The organism is Collinsella intestinalis, from assembly GCF_902501455.1.
GTDB classification, from domain to species: domain Bacteria; phylum Actinomycetota; class Coriobacteriia; order Coriobacteriales; family Coriobacteriaceae; genus Collinsella; species Collinsella intestinalis.
The window spans coordinates 190,313-211,449 of sequence record NZ_CABWIC010000011.1 but is presented as its reverse complement, the minus strand read 5'-3'; the positions used below and the strand labels follow the sequence as shown (position 1 = coordinate 211,449).

General features: G+C 61.9%; 17 protein-coding genes and 3 tRNA genes. 3 read left to right on the top strand and 17 right to left on the bottom strand.

The annotated features are described in order from the left end of the window. Positions 1-16: 16 nt before the first annotated feature. From AOBCEHNH_RS05910 to AOBCEHNH_RS05850, 13 genes are all read right to left on the bottom strand, one after another. Complete coding sequence (locus AOBCEHNH_RS05910; protein ID WP_152063546.1) at positions 17-3,904, bottom strand: discoidin domain-containing protein; 3,888 nt, start codon at positions 3,902-3,904, stop codon at positions 17-19. Between the two features lie 165 nt (positions 3,905-4,069). After that, a complete protein-coding gene (rbr, locus tag AOBCEHNH_RS05905) occupies positions 4,070-4,609 on the bottom strand; it encodes a rubrerythrin (protein ID WP_006723314.1) in 540 nt (179 codons plus the stop codon). Positions 4,610-4,742: 133 nt separating this feature from the next. Then, positions 4,743-5,666, bottom strand: a complete 924-nt coding sequence (locus tag AOBCEHNH_RS05900) for an HhH-GPD family protein (protein WP_152063545.1) — start codon at positions 5,664-5,666, stop codon at positions 4,743-4,745. Positions 5,667-5,690: 24 nt separating this feature from the next. Next, complete coding sequence (locus AOBCEHNH_RS05895) at positions 5,691-6,173, bottom strand: RrF2 family transcriptional regulator (protein WP_152063544.1); 483 nt, start codon at positions 6,171-6,173, stop codon at positions 5,691-5,693. A 219-nt stretch (positions 6,174-6,392) separates the two neighbouring features. Further along, positions 6,393-6,470: transfer RNA gene (locus tag AOBCEHNH_RS05890), tRNA-Asp, on the bottom strand. 237 nt (positions 6,471-6,707) lie between these two features. Beyond that, a complete protein-coding gene (locus tag AOBCEHNH_RS05885) occupies positions 6,708-7,163 on the bottom strand; it encodes a metallophosphoesterase (RefSeq protein ID WP_152063543.1) in 456 nt (151 codons plus the stop codon). Then, the gene (locus tag AOBCEHNH_RS05880; RefSeq protein ID WP_006723319.1) at positions 7,163-7,891 is read right to left on the bottom strand and encodes a LytR/AlgR family response regulator transcription factor; all 729 of its coding nucleotides are present in this window, start codon (positions 7,889-7,891) and stop codon (positions 7,163-7,165) included. Before AOBCEHNH_RS05880 ends, AOBCEHNH_RS05885 begins: the two co-directional genes overlap by 1 nt. A 72-nt stretch (positions 7,892-7,963) precedes the next feature. Continuing rightward, on the bottom strand, positions 7,964-9,343 hold the full coding sequence (locus AOBCEHNH_RS05875; protein ID WP_152063542.1) for a histidine kinase: 1,380 nt from the start codon (positions 9,341-9,343) through the stop codon (positions 7,964-7,966). Beyond that, positions 9,343-10,527: a glycosyltransferase gene (locus tag AOBCEHNH_RS05870; RefSeq protein ID WP_152063541.1), complete on the bottom strand. Its 1,185-nt coding sequence runs from the start codon at positions 10,525-10,527 to the stop codon at positions 9,343-9,345. Before AOBCEHNH_RS05870 ends, AOBCEHNH_RS05875 begins: the two co-directional genes overlap by 1 nt. Before the next feature lie 90 nt (positions 10,528-10,617). Beyond that, positions 10,618-11,223 (bottom strand): QueT transporter family protein, encoded by a 606-nt coding sequence (locus AOBCEHNH_RS05865; RefSeq protein ID WP_152063710.1) that lies wholly within the window; start codon positions 11,221-11,223, stop codon positions 10,618-10,620. Positions 11,224-11,368: 145 nt separating this feature from the next. Continuing rightward, complete coding sequence (locus AOBCEHNH_RS05860) at positions 11,369-12,631, bottom strand: MFS transporter (RefSeq protein ID WP_152063540.1); 1,263 nt, start codon at positions 12,629-12,631, stop codon at positions 11,369-11,371. Between the two features lie 172 nt (positions 12,632-12,803). Further along, positions 12,804-14,696 (bottom strand): ABC transporter ATP-binding protein, encoded by a 1,893-nt coding sequence (locus tag AOBCEHNH_RS05855; RefSeq protein WP_152063539.1) that lies wholly within the window; start codon positions 14,694-14,696, stop codon positions 12,804-12,806. Beyond that, positions 14,689-16,458 carry an ABC transporter ATP-binding protein gene (locus AOBCEHNH_RS05850; protein ID WP_193221201.1) on the bottom strand — a complete coding sequence of 590 codons (1,770 nt, stop codon included), beginning with the start codon at positions 16,456-16,458 and terminating at the stop codon, positions 14,689-14,691. Before AOBCEHNH_RS05850 ends, AOBCEHNH_RS05855 begins: the two co-directional genes overlap by 8 nt. A gap of 166 nt (positions 16,459-16,624) precedes the next feature. Here AOBCEHNH_RS05850 and AOBCEHNH_RS05845 point away from each other — a divergent pair, with 166 nt between their 5' ends. Then, positions 16,625-16,774: a hypothetical protein gene (locus tag AOBCEHNH_RS05845; RefSeq protein WP_193221200.1), complete on the top strand. Its 150-nt coding sequence runs from the start codon at positions 16,625-16,627 to the stop codon at positions 16,772-16,774. A gap of 452 nt (positions 16,775-17,226) precedes the next feature. Here AOBCEHNH_RS05845 and AOBCEHNH_RS05840 read toward each other — a convergent pair. Further along, positions 17,227-17,313 (bottom strand) — tRNA-Leu (locus AOBCEHNH_RS05840). A 208-nt stretch (positions 17,314-17,521) separates the two neighbouring features. Here AOBCEHNH_RS05840 and AOBCEHNH_RS05835 point away from each other — a divergent pair. Next, positions 17,522-17,606, top strand: a tRNA-Leu gene (locus tag AOBCEHNH_RS05835). Positions 17,607-17,664: 58 nt separating this feature from the next. Here AOBCEHNH_RS05835 and AOBCEHNH_RS05830 read toward each other — a convergent pair. The 3 genes from AOBCEHNH_RS05830 to AOBCEHNH_RS05820 form a co-directional block, all read right to left on the bottom strand. Then, on the bottom strand, positions 17,665-18,642 hold the full coding sequence (locus AOBCEHNH_RS05830) for a Ppx/GppA phosphatase family protein (RefSeq protein WP_152063537.1): 978 nt from the start codon (positions 18,640-18,642) through the stop codon (positions 17,665-17,667). After that, complete coding sequence (locus tag AOBCEHNH_RS05825) at positions 18,639-19,574, bottom strand: FtsB family cell division protein (protein WP_226803322.1); 936 nt, start codon at positions 19,572-19,574, stop codon at positions 18,639-18,641. The genes AOBCEHNH_RS05830 and AOBCEHNH_RS05825 overlap by 4 nt, the downstream gene beginning before the upstream one ends. 248 nt (positions 19,575-19,822) lie before the next feature. Then, positions 19,823-20,389, bottom strand: a complete 567-nt coding sequence (locus AOBCEHNH_RS05820; protein WP_152063536.1) for a TetR family transcriptional regulator — start codon at positions 20,387-20,389, stop codon at positions 19,823-19,825. 226 nt (positions 20,390-20,615) lie between these two features. Between AOBCEHNH_RS05820 and AOBCEHNH_RS05815 the strand changes: the two genes are divergently transcribed. Beyond that, the gene (locus tag AOBCEHNH_RS05815; RefSeq protein ID WP_152063535.1) at positions 20,616-21,107 is read left to right on the top strand and encodes an HsmA family protein; all 492 of its coding nucleotides are present in this window, start codon (positions 20,616-20,618) and stop codon (positions 21,105-21,107) included. Positions 21,108-21,137: the final 30 nt, after the last annotated feature.

The following is a 21,137-nucleotide window of genomic DNA, read 5'->3' as shown; positions in this document are numbered from 1 at the left end:
ACAGCCCGATCATCACCTAGGACCGGCGAAGCCTTTGCATCAAGCCGGCAAACGCCGTGCTCAGACCAAGCACCAAAGCCCCCAGGGCCATCGGCATTGAAGCATCGCCCGTCGAGGGCAAACCGCTGGCGGGCTTACCGTTGGCAGGCTTACCGCTCGCGCCGGGCGTTTCCTCCGATGTATCGAGCTCGGCATCCGGCTGAGACTGCTCGCCTTCGGGTCGCTGAGGCTTCTCGGAGCCGTCGGGAGCACTGCCGCTGCCGTCGGACCCATCGCCACCGTTGCTGTTGCCGTTGCCGTCGCCGCTGTCACCGCCGTTGCCATTGCCATGGCCACCGCCGCCGTTGTCGCCACCGTTGCCGCTATCGCCACCGTTGCCATTGCCGCCCTGATTGCCATCATTGCCATCGCCGCCATCGGGACCAGGAAGCTCGGGGCCAGGCTCGGCGGGGCCCAAATCGACCTGGACCTCATCCGATGTCACCGCGTCGAGGCCGGGCAGACCCTTCACGCGCGCAAAGGCATAGTATTTCTCGCCCGGCATCAGGCTCGTGAACACCGGGTCGGCTGTCCACGTGTTGAGCGGGTTGCCCTGAACCGAAGGCTCGTCCCCCAGAAGCACCGGAGCCTCCATGGGCGGATTGGGCGAATCGCACAGCGCGTACTCAATCCGATGCTCCAGCCCCTCAACGCCCGAAACCGTCGCGCTCAAGCGCAGCGAATCCCCGCCGATCTTCTCGACCGAAATCGCCACCTGCACGTTCGCCGGCGAGACCGTCACCGCAAGCGGGACGTTGAGCTGGCGCGCCTCAGCGCTCGAACCCGCCGCACGGTACGTCACCGTCGCCACGGCCTCATGCGTGCCGGCCGCGATGCCCGCAGCCGGAGAAATCTTCCAGCTCGAATCGGTCCCCTCGGGAGCCACCGCGGAATTCCCCTTTGTCACGACAAACGCATCGGAATCAACGGTGACGGACTCGATGGTCACCTCGGCCTTGCTCGTGTTGACCAGCTCGATGGGCAGGGCCTCCACAGGCTGACCGACTTCCATCGGCTTGAAGCGCAGCGGCTCGGCCTCCAGACCCGGCTCATGGACCTCGTAAAAATCAAAGAGCGTCGCGCTGAAGTAGATGTCCGTCAGGTGAATCTTGAAGTAGCGACCGCGCACCGGACCGCTTGCAAACGTAAAATCGCAGCTTCGAGGACCCTTATTCCAGTTCGGCATCGCCGCGCTACTCGTGCCGTTCTTTCCGTAGCTTTCGACGACCGTGAACTGGTCACCGTCAACCGGAGTGCCCGCCGGCAACCCAGTATCGGGGGCTGCCGATACCGTCACCGTCATCCTGTCCCAACGCGGCACGCCGTTCGTGCCCGCGTTGCCCGGCCTCCAGTAGGTGAGCGAACTGATCTCGCGCTCATGACCCAAATCGATCACGATCCATGCGTCGGGACCGCTCTCCGCCTTCGTGATCCAAAACTCGTTGCCCGGGCCGTAATATCCGTCGATGACGCGGTTCGCCATCGCCGTGCCGTCACGCGAAGACGAATACGAGTTCACGGCCATCTCCTCATACGGCACGAAACTCGCATCGCGCTCGCCCGCGGTGAAGGAGAACGTCACAGCCTCGGAAGCTGCCGACATTCCCGTTGCGGGACGGCGCACCTCGACCGTGCGATTTCCCTTGTACGTGCGCCCGATATCAAAAGGCTCCCACGTTCCACCGTCGACACGCATCTGCAGCCCCTCGACGACCTTGCCGTCCTGGAAGTAGATGCGGTTGGCGCGATCGTTGCCCTCGATCATGATGCGGCCGAGCTCGCGCCTGGAAATATCGATTGAGTTGACTACATTCGCGCCGATGAGCTGGATCTTGATGTCGTTCTCGGCCGTGATCGACTCGAGCTGATCGCCCGTGAGCTGTACCTCGGTTTCGCCGGCAGTCAGCTGCGTCCAGGAGGAGCCTCCGTCCAAGCTGTACTTCCAAGCAACGCCGCCGCCGCGCAGGTGCTCGCCCAGGCGGATCTTTCCGCCATGCTCGCCATCATAGGAGAACAGCGCCACCGCGCCATCGGAGCGACCCATGAGAGCATGGGCGATGCTCACGCATGCATCGCGGTTGACGGTCTCATCCTTTGTCACCTGCGTGGCTTCTTGCAGCGCATCCATGCGGATCGCGTCCAGTGCCACCAGGTACTTGTTTTCGGTGCGACGGTTGATCTCCTTGATGAGGTCGTGCATCGGCAGCGGATGGAACTTCAAGTCCTCCGCGAGCCCGGAGGCGAATGCCGCCCATTCCTCGGCCGCAGCGCCGCGCTTCACCATAAGGTCGATCTGCCCGCAAATGGCATCGTAGTTGATGGCCTGCGCAGCCCGCGCCGCATTCATCGCCTCTTCCTGGGCGGCGGCGTCGCCGTCAAAGCTCGCAGCCACCAGGCGCGCCTCGTAGCTGTGACGATACGCCTCCGCATCCGCCAGCGCCTCCTGGGCGTACAGGGCGTAACCGCCGCGGAAATCATAGGTGGAGGTACGGCCCCAGTCGCCCATCCAGTGCGCGACGTCGGCGTTCCGGCTCCGCCCAAAACCCGACACGTCATTTTGGACGCGATACGTGGGCACCATCTTGCCCGACGCGTCCCGACGCAGCTCGTACGTGAGCGTCGCCGCATGGCCGGGCTGTCCCACCACGAATGAGGGGACACCCACCATGCCGTTGAGATTGGCGAACGTCTTTGCAAGGGCACCGCACACGCCGCCCTTCTCAAACGCCATCCACAGGCGGTGGTACCTCGTCTTTTCCTGCGTGGCGCCGGGGACCTTTGAAGTTTCGCCACAGCCGATGTGATAGGGATCGGTCGGCTTCTGATTGGGGAAGTTCGGATCATCGTAAGCGAGGCGATACTTCTCCTGCCAACCGCCTTGCCACGTCGTAAGAGCGCCGCCATCCGTTCCGGTGGAGGACTTGATCTCGGTCACAGGGCCGGTGAACTTCGCATCGTCGTAAAAATCAGCGTAGCTATACCCGCCATTGTTGGTGAAATCGCCCTTGTACCACACATATGAATACGCATTCAGACGACTGTCCTCATGCTCGGCGTTGGGATAGCGATACAGCGAGTAGTTGGCCAGCCAGGCGAGCTCCTCGTCTGGGATCTGGTTCTCGAACACATAGCGCATGGTTTCGACCGGCAGTCCGTCGAAGAGCTCCTTCTGGAAGCGATATCGGCCGTCCGCGCGAAAGACCTTGATCATGTTGTAGCGCACGAGCGGATCAGATACGAAACCCGGGTCGCCCGTCCACAGGCGCGCGCGACCCGAAACGTCGAGCGAGGCGGCGATCATCATGCGCAGGAAGACGTCGGCGTCGGCACCAGTCAGATCCCCACCATAGGCCTTACGCAAATCGCGCAAAATTCCGAGGGACTGGATGTAGTCAGCCGGAAGCGCCGCGGCGTTCTGACTATTTGTATGAACCTTGCCGCCCAGGATGTAATGACGCAACGCGGAAAGATCGCCCATCAGCCAGTCGACGAGCTCGGCATTGGCCGCATCCTTCTCGCAAAACTCGCGGAGCTGCTGCTCGCCCGCGCGGTTGACGAGCTCCCGCTGTAAAAGTAGACGCTCCGCGGCCTCATCCAGCGCGCCCTCGGCGGCACGGGCCGCAAGATCGCGCGCACTACCGAGCTTGCGGATCTGTCCATCCAGGCTCGCAAGCGACTGAACCGCGCTCGCCGGCGCCGCGTGGGCAGCGATGGGCGGTATCGCCATGGGAACCGCCACCGATGCCGTGACGATACCAGCGGCTACGGCGGCCGCCCTGATCGCACTCGTCGCAGTGCGGGAGCTATTCACATAACGGGTAGTTGCGAGATGGGTCTCGCGGGGGCGCTGGTCGATCATGGCCATGGCGCACTCCTTTTATGCTGCGTGTATAGTACCCGCTCATTTTACCCTAGTACCTTGATGGGAAATATGTTTTTCGCACCGCGAAATCGCCTATCACGAATAAGCCCCCGCGATCGCTCGATCACGGGGGCTCGCTTTCCTTGCGATACGTGAGGTGCTTCGATCCTAGTAGTTGACGACCTGCTCCTCAAAATAGGCCTGCGGATGGGCGCATACGGGGCACAGCTCCGGCGCAGTGGGACCAACATGCAGATGGCCGCAGTTCAGGCACTTCCAGACCTTCACGCCCTCGCGAGCAAAGACCTCGCCCTTCTCAACGCGCTCGGCAAGCTTGTTGTAGCGCTCCTCATGGGCCTTCTCGACGGCGCCGACGCCGCGGAACTTGGCGGCGATGGCCGTAAAGCCCTCTTCCTCGGCGGTCTTGGCGAACTCATCGTACATGGTGGTCCACTCGTAGTTCTCGCCCGCCGCCGCGTCGCGCAGGTTCTCCAGCGTGCTCGGAATATCGCCGCCGTGCAGCTCCTTGAACCACAGCTTGGCGTGCTCGGCCTCGTTCAGGGCCGTCTCCATGAAGATGTTGGAAATCTGAACGAAACCCTCCTTCTTAGCCTTGGAGGAGTAGTAACGATACTTGGTATGCGCCTGAGACTCGCCGGCGAATGCGGCCTCGAGGTTCTTCTTGGTCTGCGACTGCTCGAAATCCATGAGTTCCTCCCTCGGTGGTGCAACACAGGCACGGCGCCGCGGCTGCACCACATCCGCGACCCGATGATGGGCCGGCCCCTATCGAGAAACCGTCCCAATGAGATAGTTGTACCCCAATTCCACGATGCCTCAATCAGGCGATGCGCCAAACCCCTTCGTTTTCACAGCAGAACCCCTCGCGTCCCAGATCCGAGAGAATGGACTCGACCAGCTCACGCTCCACCGGAGCTCGGCCTGCATCGTGCTCGGAGGCGCAAAGCGCCGCGTGCACGGACGGGGCATCCATCCCCTCCCCGAGTTCGCCCGCCGCGAGAAGCATGCGCACGATCTCAGCGCGTTTCTGACGACGGGACCCCTCGAACTTCGACTGGCGCGTATACGCCTTAGCGCGTCGAGAGGGGTTGGGAACGGTCTTTTTGAGGTACGCACCGTAATCGAGCATCGCGTAATACCAAGACCGGGGCGTATCGTCTTCGTCCTGAGGAACGGCATAAGCGCCCATAGGCCCACCATCGACGTCGATCGATGTTTCGACCGAATCCAGCCCCGCCGGGCAGGTTGCCTCGACGATGGGAACAAGCTCCTTGTCGGGCACAGACGGCACGTCTGGGAAGAGGTGGTGCAGCACCACGGTCCTCACGTTCGTCTCGAGGTACACCCCGGGCAGATCGAAGGCGAACGCCCGAATCCCCTGCGCCGTCGCAGGTCCGATACCGGGCAGGGCGACGAGCTCCTTCACTTCAGTGGGGAAAACGCCGTCGTAATCGAACGCGATTTGCTCGGCCGCCGCCTTGAGCGCCAACGCACGGCGGTTGTAACCCATGCCCTGCCACGCCGCCAACACCTCGGCTGTGCCGGCTTCGGCGAGGGCGAACACGCTCGGGAACCGATCCAGCCATTCGACCCAACGGGTCTCCACGCGCGCCACCTGCGTTTGTTGCAACATGACCTCAGACAGCCATATCTCATACGGATCGCGCGTGCGGCGCCACGGAAGGTCGCGATACAGACGAACCCCTTCCGTCCTCACAAGCGTACGGAAGGGGTTCATGTCCATGCGTGCTCCTTAAGGGCGAGCAGCTTACTTGCCGCACACCTTCCCACACGACGCGTATTCGACAAAGCGGTCGCGGTCGGTGAATTTAACGTCAACAGCGGGATATTGACGGTGATTGACGACATCGTCAAGCGTCACGGAATCAAGGTAGTCGCGCAGCAGCTCCTGAGCACCGGCCCAGATGGGGTGATAGCAGCAGCACTCCATACGCGGGCACATGCCCTCATCGGCGGTGCAGTCGTTCATGACGAGCGGGCCCTGCACGGCCTCGACGATCTGGCGAATGGTGATCTCGGACGGCTTGAGGCGCAAGCGCATACCGCCGCGCACGCCACGCAAGCTCTCCACGATGCCGGCCTGAACCAGACCGTGCTGAATCGAGCGAGCGAAAGAATACGGGACATCCACCGCCTCGGCGGCGGTACGGACCGACAGAAGGCTCTTGTTACCTTCGGCAAGCATCGCCAGCATTCGGAGGGCGTAATCGGTTTTGCGGGAGATATCCATCTCAATAAACTCCTTGCTGGGCTTCACGCCACTCGACCGCAGGTTAAAACACAATCAGCATGAACACGGGCGCCCCGAGAAGACCCCCTATCAATTTATATCAGTTTTTTTCATCAACTATACAACGTTTGACGAAAGACGTCCTTTTGGGAACTCATGTACTTTAAGACTTAAATCTAACGCAAAAAGCCCCGTCAGAAGACGAGGCTTTAATTGCGATGGCGGGAAGTACGGGGCTCGAACCCGCGACCTCCGACGTGACAGGCCGGCGCTCTAACCAAACTGAGCTAACTCCCCAGGCAGGCAATTCGCTTGTGCTCCTCGCTGCGGGGATTAGTATACACAGAGAACAACGATGGACGCAAGAACTTTTTTCAAAAAAATCTCCCCGTTGCCCAATGGATATAAAACCGCAGGTCAGATGCGATAAAACTCGCCTTAAACAGGCTTCTTCGCGCCGATGAGCATAAAACTTTTTCTCTAAACCCATCGCCCATCTAAGAAAAAAGGGCCGCGCACATGCGCAGCCCCTCCCTATAAATCGATGATCTCGACCGAGAGAACTCGGCCCGCCTCCACCATCAAACGCGCGATGGTGGGCCCGCGCATGCCGCGCGGCAATGAAGCCGATCCCGGATTGATCACCAAGCACCCATCAAGACGCTCGATCATGGCGCGGTGCGTGTGACCGCACACGGCCACGTCGACGTCGCCCAAAGGCAGCCGCTCGCGGAAGTGCGACACCGCGAAACGCAGGCCCTCGTACGTGAACTCGTTCAAACGAACGACCTCGGGGCCGTACGCGTAAAAGCCGTCATTATTGCCGAGCACGCCGCGAATGGCAGGCACGCTCACCTCAAGCTCGGCCCAATTGGACTCCGAAGTGATATCCCCCGCATGGATCAACAGGTCGCACCCGTCAATCTCACGCTTGAGCTCCGGTGCGAGATAGCCGTGCGTATCCGAGACGATGTCGATGCGGCGCGCCATTACAGATTCAACGCCTTCTTGAGCGGAACCACACGGCGGCGGCTCACGGGGATACGCTCATCCACGCCGCTCACGCCGAGCTGGATGGCGCCGGAAGGCACGGTCTCGACATCTTCGACGTTGACGAGGTTCACGATATAGCGGCGATGCACGCGGAAGAAGCCGAACTCGCCCAGCTTGGACTCGAACTGCGCGAGCGAGGTGGTGGACAGATAGCGATCGTCCTCCGTGAAGATGCAGGAGTAATCGTCCTTGGCCATGATGAAGCGGATCTGATCGACCGGGATGAGAACCTTGCGACCGCCCTTTTCCACCGGGATACGCTCGATGTTGGTGGGCTTGGCCACAGGCTCGACCGGCACCGGCTTGGCGCGAGCGATGACCTTCTCGATCGCGCGGTCCAAACGGGCCTCCTCGACCGGCTTCATGAGATAGTCGACCGCATCCACGTCGAACGCCTCGACTGCATGGTCGCTGTAGGCGGTCACGAATACAATCGCAGGCGGATTCTTGAGCTTATAGAGGGCCTCGGCAAGCTGCAGACCCGACGCTCCGGGCATCGAGATATCCAGGAACACGACGTCGACCCTCGTCCCCATGAGCATCTCGATGGCGGAGCGGACGCTCGACGCCTCGGTGATGGAGCCGATCTTGCCCGTCTGCTCCAAGAGGAAACGCAGCTCAGAGCGCGCAGGGGCCTCGTCATCGACGATCATCGCACGTAGCATATAAATCGATTACCTTTCATTCCTACAAATGGGACCCGACACAGGCGCCGTCCGTACGGTCTCGTACCCATTCTACCCCTCGTCGTACATACTACCCTCAAGATCGAGATGCAGGCGAACGGCGGTTCCATGTCCGGGCTCGGACTCGACGCTCGTGCGCGACTTGGGCCCGTAGAAGCGCTTGATGCGCTCAGATATGTTGTGCATGGCAACGCCCGCGCCACCGCCCTGGGGTGCATTAGGGTCGGGAGGTGTCACCGATTGGTCGAACAGGCGCATGGCGGTCTGCTCGTCCATGCCCACGCCGTCGTCGGCGACCTCGATGGACACTGCGCGATTCCCCGCCATGGCAACGGTGATGGAGATGCCAAGCGGCCCCTCGTCGGGCATGGCATGGCGCACGGCGTTCTCCACCAGCGGCTGGATGACGAACGCGGGAATCTGCATGTCCTCCGCGTTCTCGTCCACATTGGTGGTCACGACGATACGGTCCTCACCAAAGCGAGCCTTCTCGAACTTCAGATAGCGCAACGTCTGGGCGATCTCTCGCTTGACGGGAATGAGCTGGCCGGAGTTCTCGAGCGTAGCGCGGTAGAACTGGGAGAACTCGCGCAGGAGCTCGCGAGCCCGCAGGGGCTCGGTACGGGTGAGCGCCGCGATGGTGTTCAGCGTGTTGAACAGGAAATGCGGGTTGATCTGGGCTTGCAGCGCGCGGATCTCGGCGCGGGCGGTGAGCTCGGACTGGCGCTCGAGCTCGTGCACCGTGAGCTGGGTGGAGAGCAGCTCGGCAAAACCCGATGCCAATGCATACTGGGTGCGGTTGACATGGCGCGGGGAGCGGAAATAGAACTTAAGCGTTCCCACCGCCTGCCCGCGCACCATGAGCGGCGCGATGATGCCCGCCGGAATGTGGCGGCGGCGTCCCCGCTCGCCGCGCACGTCCATCACGTTGGTGAAGGACTGGGCGATGCCGTGATCGATGACATAGCGCGTAGCGGGGGTGTGAATGGACGACCCCGCCGGAAAATCCTCAGAGAGCTCGCCCACGCAAGCGAGGACGACCTCGCGGTCGGTGACGGCGATGGTCATCGCACGGGTATGCGGCAGCAGGCGGCGACAGATCTGCTCGGCGCTCTCGGGCGTGAGGCCGCAGGTGATGTCCTCGAGCATCTCGGACGCGACGGCGAGCGTCTGCTCGGTGTACTGGGAGCGCAACGTGTCAGGCGTGAGGAACGCGTAGATGAACGCGAGGACCAAGATCACGAGCAGCGTGAGCGCCGCGAGGGTCGTGATCGATTCGACGCCCGTGAGGATGGCGTGGCCGAACAGGCAGACCAGCGCGAAAATCGCCATCGCGCTCAACAGGCGTATGGCGGGAAGCGCATCGACAGGGGCCAGGCCGCGCGCACCGGCGGCGATTCGGGCACTCGCCCGCATATCTTGCTTGTTCATTAACGCTCCAACAGGGCACGCAGCCCCTCGTCGCCCGCGAGACCGGCCACGATACTCGGCCAGAAGCTCACAAAGCGCAGATAATCATCTTGATGCTCGCGCGCATGCCCGCGCGCCTCGTCTATCCCATGGCGATAGACGCGCCAATATCCACGATGCTCGCGGGTGAACAGGGCGCGGACCAGCGCGGTCTTGCGCACGCGGTCGTCCAGCCCATCCGAGATCCACGGGCCCGGATAAGGCATGAGCGAGGCGGCCGTGACCGATGTGATGTCGGGCCGGCGAGCGGCGCTGGCGAGCTTGGCGCGCTCGTAGTACCAGCGGTACACGTTTTGCATGAAACGCGGCGCGTACTCGGCCTGGTGGGGCGGCAGATGCTTGACCACCCAGGCGTTGTCGAACCACACGTCCATACCGGCGAGGCGCATGTTGAACAGGAAGTCCAGGTCCTCACCGCGGGTGATGAACGGATCGAAGGACACGCGGCGAAACGCCCGCGCGTGCACGGCAAAGCAACCGCCGCACACGTAATTCGAACGCGAGATGCGCGTGCCCGAAAGAGCACGCTCCATCCAACGGTTGAACTCGATGCGCTTGGTCCACCAGCGATTGGTGAGACCGTTCTTCTTCGTGGTGTCGGCCAGGGGCGAGCCAGCCTCGTTGTAAAAGTAGCCGCTCTTGGCGAGGATGGGCAGGCGCTGGCGCGTCTCATGCCCCAAGCCGTACAGGGCCTTCTCCAAGAAATCGGGGGCGAGCACCACTTCGTCGTCGTCCAAGAACACCACGGCGTCATGGCCGAGAATAGCGGCGCAGACCAAACCCATGTTGCGGATGGCGCCGTAGCCGCGCAGGGACACGCCCTCGCCACGCACCTTGGGCGCGATCGCGGCGACACGGTCCATGATGACCGAGGCCTCGCGGTTGGTGACGAGCGTCACCTCGAGCGAGGGATGGTCCTCGATGATTCCATGGACGCGCTCGGCGATGCGCTCCGTGAGCTGCTGGGGGCAGACGAGCAGCACGATGATGCGGCCGATGTTCCTGACCTGCTCGAGGGAAGCCAGGCAGCGATCGAGCTCGGGGCGCGCGGAGCCCACCTCGGAAGCGTGATCATACGCCCCCGGCGATTCGAGATCGGCGGAATCGCCCGCCCAATAGCTCGGTATCACGATGGTTGAATTCATGCGCCCTCCCCTCGGCTAACAACTCGAGCGGAAGCGCCTGTAATCGCGCGCCGATTCGCGGCGCGCGGTGCGAGCGAACTCCCGCAGCTATTACCTGCTTGTACCCGTTTGCGCGAGTTCACGCTTGATGAGCGGCGTTTTTGCCAGCGAACGGGCAAGCGGATACCCCAACAGATACATGATAACCGCTTCACCCAGCCCCGTGGTCACCAACCCGAAGAGATACATAAGCGGATAGGCACCATCTAGCGAGATGGACGTGAAGGGAATGGTGTAAAAGCCGATCCCCTGCAGCAACAGGGGAAGATACGCCGGAACGATGAGGGCGTTGGCCAGCACCGGGCCCATGAGCGCGATCGCCGGACGACGGCGCAGCTTCCAGGTGATGGACGCGCCAACGAATGTGGCGAGAGAGCCGAACACCACGTCGAGCATGCCGAGCATGCCCGTACCGGACAAGGCGATGTTGGCGATATTGGCGATGGCGCAGCCCAGGGTAAGCCCCGGAACGGCCGCAGGCGTGAACAGGGCCAAGACGCACAGGGCTTCGCTCACGCGGAACTGGATCGGGCCCCAGGCGAGACTGCCCAAAAACATCACCGTGACAAGCGTGGCGGCGGCGTACACGGCCGCAATCATGCCCACGCGCGCGATGTAATGCGTGTCACACGAGCGCACGGGAGCCTCACCCGTCATGGCGGAAGGGGTGTTCTTGCTGTTCTGTTCCATGTTCTTCATCACCTTCAAAGAATCGGAGGGCTTTGCTGTTGCTCGCAAAGCCCTCCGCAAAGGTGACCGATGTCATCCCCCGCACCGGACGGCGCGGGGCACAGGCAGGCGCTTAGACGCGCGCCTCCTGCATGCGGGAGAGCTTTACTAGCATGACCAAACCCACTACCAGCAAAATCCCGATGGAAAGCACTCCTAAAGAAGGATCGTGCGTGAGCAAGGTCACAACAGATACTAGCAGAGTACCCATGACAGATGCGTAACGTCCGAAAATATCAAAGAAGCCGTAATACTCGTTGGAGCGCTCCTTGGGGATGAGACGACCGAAGTAGCTGCGAGAAAGCGCCTGGACGCCACCCTGGAACATGCCCACCAGGACGGCCAAGATCCAAAACTCCGCAGCGGACTTGAGGAAGAAGGCGGCAAACAGCACGATGCCCACATAGGCCGCCACCGCGACGATGATCATGCGCAAGGTGCCCACGCGGCCGGCGAGCTTTCCGTAGATGATCGCCGAGGGGAAGGCCACGAACTGCGTGACGAGAAGCGCCAGTACGAGCTGGGTGGAGTCGATGCCAAGGGCGGCTCCGTAGCTGGTAGCCATGGAGATGACCGTGTGTACGCCGTCGATGTAGAAGAAGAACGCGACCATGAAGACGAGCAACACGCGGTCGTGCATGATGCTGCGCATGGTGTCGGCCAGGCCCTTGAACGTGTTCTTGATGTTGTGGACCACGCCGCTCACGCTCTCGTCGCGCTCCTTGCCAAAGCGCTGCTGATACGTGCGCAGCAGCGGAACGGTGAAGGCGAGCCACCACAAGGCGGTGATGATGAAGCAGATGCGCGTGCAGGTTAGGGTATCCAGGCCGAGCATGCCCGGGCCGGCGAAGATCAGGGCGATGCATGCCATGAACGGAATGGTAGAGCCAACGTAGCCCCAGGCAAAACCGGAGCTCGACACCGCGTCCATGCGTTCATCGGTGGTGACGTCGGTGAGCATGGCGTCGTAGAACGTCATCGACGAGTTGAGGCCGATGGTGCACAGCACATACACCACCAAGAACGGCAGCGCCCCCATGGGGATTGCCTCGACCATGCACAAGATGACACCGGTGAAGAAAAAGCCCGTGAAGAACTTGATCTTATTGCCCGCATAATCGGCCAGCGAACCCAGGATGGGCATGAGCAGGGCCACCACAAGCGAGGCGACCGTCTGGGCATTGGCCCAGGCGGTCACCAGCTCCGCCGGGTGCGCGCCGGTGTTGATGGCGTTGAAGTAGATGGGCACGACGGCGGTGTTCAGCAGGACGAGGGCGGAATTGCCCACGTCGTACATGACCCAGTTGCGCTCCATCTTGGTGTATTTGAGTGCCATGCCAGCGGCCCTTCCCGTCGGTTCCTAACGCTGCTTTAAGCAAGTATCGTAATGATACGGCACGCCACGTTAAGGCTCGGTAAGTATTCGGCCAAACGGTCGCAAGGCAGTGCAACGGGCCTCACGTGGGGGCCCACTTGGGGGCCCACTTGGGGACAGGCACAGATTGCAACTACTGAGCGAATTGGCTGCTGTAAAGCGTGGCGTAGAACCCTCCCGCAGCGAGAAGCTCGTCATGCGTGCCGCTCTCGACGATGCGACCATCGCGCATGACCAAGATGCAATCGGCGTTTCGGATCGTGCTCAGGCGATGCGCGACCACAAAGCTCGTACGGCCCTTCATGAGCTCATCGAACGCGGCTTGGACCTGGAGCTCGGTGCGCGTATCGATGGAGCTCGTAGCCTCATCGAGCAGCAGAATCGCCGGATCGGCAAGCATGACGCGAGCGATGCACAGCAGCTGTCGCTGACCTTGCGACAGAGAGCCGCCATCCTCGGGAAGCACCGTGTCGTAGCCATGGGGCAGAGCGCGCACGAACGCGTCGGCATGAGCACGACGGGCGGCCCGCTCAACTTCTTCGCGCGTGGCGCTCGGACGGCCGTAGGCTATGTTGTCGTGCACGGTGCCCTCGAACAGCCAGCTGTCCTGCAGCACCATGCCGAACGACCGACGCAGACTCTCGCGGGCGCACGACTCGATGGGCACCCCATCGATGCGAATCTCGCCCGCGCCCACGTCGTAAAAGCGCAGGAGCAAATTGATGAGAGTCGTCTTGCCGCACCCAGTGGGGCCCACAAGCGCCATACGCATGCCAGGGCGCGCGTGCAGGCAGATGTCTCGCAGCACGGGATGCTCTTTGACGTAAGAAAAATCAACATGGTCAAACACGACATCGCCCGCCGCAACAGCCGGGCCTGCCGCATGCACGTCCAACTCGACCGCATCTTCCGCATCCGGCACGTCCTCAACGGCATCGAGCAGCGTGAAAACACGGCGCGCCGAGGCATATGCGCCCTGAATCTGCGTCACCACCGCCGAGATCTCGTTGAACGGCTTGGTGTACTGGTTCGCATAAGACAGGAAGATCTGAACCTCGCCCACAGTAAGCGGGGCGGGGAACCCGGTAATCACGCCGACGAATCCCGCCACGGCCACTGCGGCGTAGATGATGTTGTTTACAAAGCGGGTTCCCGGATTGGAGAGCGAGCTTAAAAACTGCGCGCGCTCGCCCGCCGCATAGAGCTCGCTATTGATTGCCGAGAACCCCTCACATGCCCGGTCGCCATACGCAAACGCGCTCACCAGCCGCTGCGCTCCGACATACTCCTCGATATACGCCGAAAGCCCGCCCTGGATGCGCATCTGCGCAGTGAAGCTCTTGCCCGACAAGCGCGCCATGGCACTGGCCGCGAGCATGGAAAACGGAGTTGCGAGCACCACCACGAGCGCCATGGGCAGCGAAGTCGCGACCATGAAGACAAGAGTCGCAAGCACGGTCACCACGCCGTTGAAGAGCTGATTCAATCCCTGGAGCAGACCGTCGCCCACCTGGTCGACATCATTGACCACGCGTGAAATGAGGTCGCCATGGGCATGCGAATCCACGAGCGATAACGGAACACGCGTGAGCTTGTCGTTGGCCTCGACGCGCAGGTCGCGCACGGTGACATAAGACACGCGATTCACGCACACGCCCTGCAACCACTGCAGCAAGGCGCCCGCAACAACCACCGTCGCGAGCTCGATCAACAGCGGGGCTAGCGCGACAAAATCAACTCGGCCCGCACCCAGAATCATGTCGATGCCGCGGCCGATGAGAATCGGGGTGTAGAGCTGCAGCACCACGCTCGCCGCCGAGCTTGCAAACGCGGCGACCAGCGTCATTCGATGCGGACGAACATAGGTCAGCAAGCGGCGCGTGACCTGAGCCGCCGACATCCTTGTGCCCGAGACCGGGTCGCGATCGGAGCTGGACGGTCCCTTTAGCTCATTCAGGCTCTCGTTGCCGGCAACTGCGGCGGTGATGGTAGCCGCGCCGGCCGTGGATGCGTACGGATTAGGCATGAGACGTCGCCCCCTCCCCTGCCCCAAGTTGGGATGCGCAGATTTCGCGGTAGATATCGCAGCTGCTCAGCAGCTCTTCATGCGTACCCACGCCCACGGCCGAGCCATGCCGCATCACGCAGATGAGGTCGGCGTCACGCACCGAGGACACGCGCTGACTCACAATCACCGTGGTCGGGTCTCCACCCTGCGCGCCCTTCGCGCACGTGAGCCCCCTAGTCGCCGTGCGTAGGGAGGCGTCGGTCTTGAAGTCGAGCGCCGAAGCCGAATCATCCATGACGATGATCCGAGGGCTGCCCACCAGCGCGCGAGCGATGGTCAGGCGTTGCCGCTGCCCGCCCGAGAAATTCTTGCCACCCGCCTCAACCGGCGCATCGAGCCCCAAGGGAAGCGCGGCCACAAACTCGCGTGCCTGCGCCGTCTCAAGTGCGGACCACAGGTCGGCATCCGTGGCGGAAGGATCGCGCCACGTCAGGTTCGAACGTATCGTCCCGCTCACCAACTCGGCTTTCTGCGGCACAAAACCCACCTGGCGACGAAGCGCATCAAGGTCCCAGGCCCGTACATCACGTCCGAGCACCTCGACAGAGCCGCCCGTCACTTCGTGAAGACGCGGAACGAGACTCACGAGTGTTGATTTGCCCGAGCCGGTGCCTCCAATGATCCCGAGCGTCCCGCCCCGAGGCAATTCGAGCGTCACATGGTCGACGGCATTCACCGTGCTCCCGGGATACGCAAAGCAGGCATCACGCAAGGCGATGGCGAATTCCGCATGCTCATCCGGCTCGGTCGCCGCATCGGCCCCCGAACGAATTCCCGGCTCGCAATCGAGCACCTCCAGGATGCGCCCGGCGCTCGCGCCCGCCTTGGTGAATACCACTACCAGGTTGGCGACATAGACGATCGACAGCAAAGTCTGCGTCATGTAGTTGACGAATGCCATCACCTCGCCCTGCGTAAGAGCGCCGGCATTCACCTGCAGACCTCCCACCCACAGAATCGCGCAGACGGCGAGATTCATCACGAGAAACGTCGCGGGGTTGAGCACGCAGGAGAGCTTTCCAACGGCGATGGCAATGTCTACCTGCTCATCCGCCGCATGACGGAAGCGCTCACGCTCGTGGTCCTCCCGTACAAATGCGCGCACCACGCGAGCGCCCGACAAGCCCTCGCGCGTAAGCAAGCCGATGCGATCGAGCTTTTGCTGCATGCGCTTGAAATACGGGACGCAGCGGGCCATCACGAACCAGAAAATACCGCCGATGAGTGGCATTGAGATAAAGAAGATGATGCTCAGCTTCGCATCGATGGCCATCGCGGCGATCATCGAGCCCACCGAAAGCAGCGGCCAGCGCGTGAGCTGACGCACGCCCAAAGCGATGGCAAGCTGAACCTGATTGACATCGTTGGTGATACGGGTGATGAGCGATGGCGTACCGAAACGGTCGATCTCGGCATAGGACAGGGCATTAACGCGCTCGAACAAGGCGTTTCGCATGTCGGTTCCCATGCCCTGCGAAGCACGAGACGCCATTTTTTGGCAGACAAGCGTAAAAACAAAGCCCGCACACGCCATGAGCACAAGCAAACCACCGTATGCAAGCACGGTTTCCACGCTGCGGCCGCCCACCCCACGGTCGATCATCCGCATCACCACGAGAGGGGTGGTCAGGTCGAACACGACCTCGATCAGTTTGCTGAGGGGCCCGAGGATGCACTCGAGGCGAAAGGGCCTATAGAATCGCTTAAGAAGCTCGATCATGCAGGACATTCCCAAATCGAAGGTGCTTACATCCAAGGAGGCCCGGCCAAACGCCAACACGGGCCAACGTCCCGTATTCTACTCTGCCGATTACCAGCTCCCGATTAATTGCCCGTGAAAATACGTCGCACCCAACAAGGCATACACGGCAGACGCAAGGGCGCACATGGCAGACACCAAGGCGTACATGGTAGGTGCGCGGGCCCTCGAGCAGCAAATGCCGTCCAATAGGGGGTTTGTTTTTATTCGTTTTCCCGGAAGTGGTCAAAATACCCTGATTGTGCGCCGAAAAGAAGGGCATCGAAGCCGTGCATAAAAATGGATTCGTCCGAATCCTGGCATTTTGCCCAATTGTCAACGCAAGCGTTCGGCAATATGGCCCCCTCGGCAGACCATTGCCCTCCCTTTCCGGCTTCCGACCAACTCTGGAAGCGAAATTCAGCGCACAATCAGGATATTTTGACCACAACGCCGAAAACGCATGAAGCGATTTCCGTCATTCGCAAAAATCTATTCATTGCGCACGGCGAAACTTTGATTTTTATTCATTTGCGGAAAACGAGGACCGCAGGGCAACAGTGACGCCCAAATCGGACACACACTCGGACACGCACGGGGTGGGACGCAATGCCCTCCAGCGCCCCCCCAACAGCTAGCATCGCTGAATGGGCGTGCGCATCGAGCGCTGCGTGCGTACCGAGCACCGCGCGCATCGAGCACCGAATCAGGGCATGAAAAAAGCCCCATTGCTGGGGCTCTCTCAATCAGTGGTGCGGGCGAAAGGACTTGAACCTTCACGGGGTTGCCCCCATATGGACCTGAACCATACGCGTCTGCCAATTCCGCCACGCCCGCGTGATTTCCAATAATAGTAAAAGACACGGGGACGGGCAAGGACTTTTTTCATTTTTTCTCACCAGGCGCTTCGATACGACCCCAACCGCACCGGCGGGCCACGCGAGCGCATCGATTGCCAGGAATGCCTCCACGAACGTGGCCACATTCTGAGCGAGTACGAACAGGGCAGCAGGCGGCACCCGCGCATGGTACACTTCTCCCCTATGGAGGCGTGGCGGAATTGGCATACGCAGGAGACTTAAAATCTTCGGCCTTCGGGATTGTGGGTTCGAGTCCCACCGCCTCTACCAGGATGAAAAAGCCCTCCGGCTACGGAGGGCTTACTTGTTTACCAACTTGATAGCTCGGTTACCAACTGGATAGCTCGGGGATCCAACCGATGACGGTGCGACCGCTCATGGTCGCCTCGTAAATCGTTGCCGCTGCACCTGCAAGCAGGCTGTTCTCACTCACCGTCAGGCAACCGTACCCGCCGGCGCGCATGAGCTCGCGCACTACAATCGCACCCGCCAAGATCACCGGCGCGCGCTTGGCCTGGATGCCCGGAAGCTGCGCAATTTGCTCAACGGTGAGGCTTCTCATCCGGTCGATACCATCCTCGACCTGCTCGATCGTCAAATCTCGCAGATGCACGAAATGCGAGTCGTACACCGCGAGCTCGTGGACCATCGCAACAAGCGTGGTCACGGTGCCGCCCACGGCAACGAGCCGCTCCGGGCGGTTGGCAAGCCCCGCCCAATAGGGCTCGAACTGCGCACGCGCCCATGCCGCGGCCTTGTCCAGCTCGTCGGCACTCGGCGGAACACTTGAGAAGAAGCGCTCAGTCACACGACGGCATCCGATGTTGAGCGACTCGGCGCAATCGAGCTCCAAACCCCCATCGGATGCGCGCCCAACCACCAGCTCCGTCGACCCGCCGCCGGAATCGGCTACGGCAATGCGCTCGTTTGCAAAGTCGTGCGCGACGCCGTAAAACGTCAAGCGAGCCTCAACCTCGCCAGGAATGACCTGCGGAACAAGCCCGAGATCTCGCAAGCGATCCAGCAGATCATTGCCATTGGACACATCGCGGGCAGCACTCGTCAGCGTGCAGCACACGTGTTGAGCACCGAATTCTCGCGCCTCGCGGACGAATTCGGCGCAGGCCTGCGTAACGCGGTCGATCGCGGCGGGGGCAAAAACGCCGGTAGCGTCCACACGCTCGCCCAGGTCGGTAATGACGGTGCGCTTGGTCGATGCCGTGATTTGACCGTTGCTCATCTCGGCGCACAGCAAACGAGAGGACACCGTTCCCAAGTCGATAGCGGCGATCTTCACCGTACTCATTCCTTCTCCCCCGTCGAGACCACGGCCATGCCCTTCGCGCCGTCAAACCCGAAAAGCACGTCAAGCACCTTCCAGTACCAAGGGGAGTTCTCCAACACGGCACGCTCGGCGGCCTCGACTTCCGCAGAGGTCATCGGCTTTTTCGAAGGGTCGGTCGCGACGGCGTTCGACCCGGTCTTGTCCTTGTTCGCGGCGTCGGCACCCTTCAGCGGCTGGGAATCCTTATCGGAGTCGGCTTTGGCGGAGTCCTCGGCAGATGCCTCGCCCGAAGCGCCCTCGCCCTCCTCGGCGGGCTTGCTCGGATCGACCACAACCGGATTGCCCTCGCTGTCCAAGCCCTCGACGGTGATGGTCTGCTCGCCGGGCATCACCATGCCCAAGTCTTTGCGCGCCGTGTCCTCGATACCCTCCTGGGACATGAGGCTGCCCACCTCGTCACCGAGAGTCTCGTTGTACTCCTTGCGAATCGCGGTTTGCTCCTCGAGGATCATCACCGTGCGGCGCGCGATGTAGAAATCCTTCACCGGGCCGTAAATCCCCACCAACACCAGCGCGACCACAGCGCCATAAAAGAGATAGCGGCGCGGGCCGGTGGTCAGGGCGTAGATCCACCGCACCACTGCGTTGTCCGAAGCGTAGCGCATGAAATCTTGTTGGGCCGGGCGCGGTGCCTTGCCGCCCCTCGCGCGCGGGGAGCCGCTCGCAACCGAAGCGCCGCCAACCGACTTACGCGTGGAGTGCGAAGCGGACACGGCCTGTTTGCGAGCGGCGCGGCGCTCCTGCTTCTCGCGCTTGACCACATCGCTACCGCGGGCTGAACGCTTGTGCGGTTTGGACGGGGCCGCTGCCGCAGCAGCAGCGGACAGATCCCCGGTCTTATCGGGATCGCCCATGCGGGCGGAGAATGTTTTGTTCGAAGAAGAAATAGCCATGGGCGCCTTGTGTGATTGAAGGTGTATGTGCGCTTATGCGCTGTCCATTATCGCACGGCGGGCCCTGGCAGGGATGCAGGCTTTGTGGTTGCTGCGACGGGACGAGCTCGACGGGGGGGCGCGTCCCGACAAAGCCACCGCTCCAGCGGGGCGGCGAGAGAGCGCCTGCGGGTGCAACCGCGCAGGGTCCACCCGCCGCCCGAATCAAGCGGCCCCCCCTACAAGAGACGGGCCAATAGAACAAAAACCTAATATAGGGCAAGCTCGACCAGCGCAAAAAGCGTTTCGCACGAGGAGTCGTCGCGCTTGATGCCCATGAGCATCGCCGTCCACACGAATTCGGCCACCTTACCCATGTCGAGCTCGGCGCGGGCGCGCTCCGAGATCGCCGTATCGCGCTCAAATGCATGGCGCACGGTGAGTTGGATGTCCTGCAGGCAGGCACGCTCGGCCTCGGCGGTGCGCTGACGCGTGCGACCATCGGCCGCACCCGCGTCCCGCAGCCATGTGCTTCGAAAACCACGCAGTGATTCCGCGAGCGTCTCCGTGAGCTTGCGGCAATAATCCAGCGCCGAACCCGCCTCGCGGGCGCACTGGTCCAGGTCCGCTCCGCTCAGCGCCTCTCGCCAAAAACGCCTCAGCACCTCGGTGCGCAATTCGGCGATGTCGGGGATGTGGTTGTACATGGTTCCGGTTGCCACACCACACGCTTCGGCGACCGCGCGGACGCTCAAGGAGGAAAGGCCCTCCCGTTGGGCTTTCTCGTACGCGACGTCGATGATCTGCTCTTTGGTGATGGCTTTCCTACTCCCCATGACGGGTTCCTTTCCTCACGTTTCCCAGGCATCGCCCGACCGCACCCCTTATGACAGGCAATTCCGCCAGCTGAACAAGCTCGTGAAACGTTCAGGGTGAATCCGGAAATCGGCCGTTGTTTCTTGCCCGGTCCTTCCTCGAACCCTAATATGAACATTGTTCAGATGAACGTTGTTCATATTATATGCGAACAACGCACGTTTTACACGTGGAAAGGAAAGACGTATGTCCCCCATGCTCATGTTCGCCAGCCTCGCCATCACAGGCGCACTCGTCCTCTACACCATCGGCGTCTTCAAAGAGCGGGCCGACGGAAGCCTGCGCGGGCCCCACGTCGTCTTGTTCTGGCTCGGCCTTGCCTGTGACACCACCGGCACCACCCTGATGTCCATCATGGCCCGCACCAGCGCCGAAGCCGCCCCCGCGATCCACGGCATCACCGGGCTCGCCGCGATCCTGCTCATGCTCTTCCATGCCGGCTGGGCGACGCTCGTCTACTTTCAGGGTAAGCGCGGTGGCGCAGCCGCCCTCAAACGCGAGCGCACCTTCCATCGCCTGAGCGCCGCCGTGTGGGTCGCCTGGCTCGTCCCCTATGTCATTGGCATGCTCGTCGGCATCCCCATGATCAAACTCGGCACGGTCCCCGCCGTGATCGCGAGCCTCGTGGTCGCGGCCATCGCCGCCGTGCTCGTATTCCGTCCGGCCAAGCGTTCCTAAGGCGCACACGTTCCGGACGCCCCGTCCCAT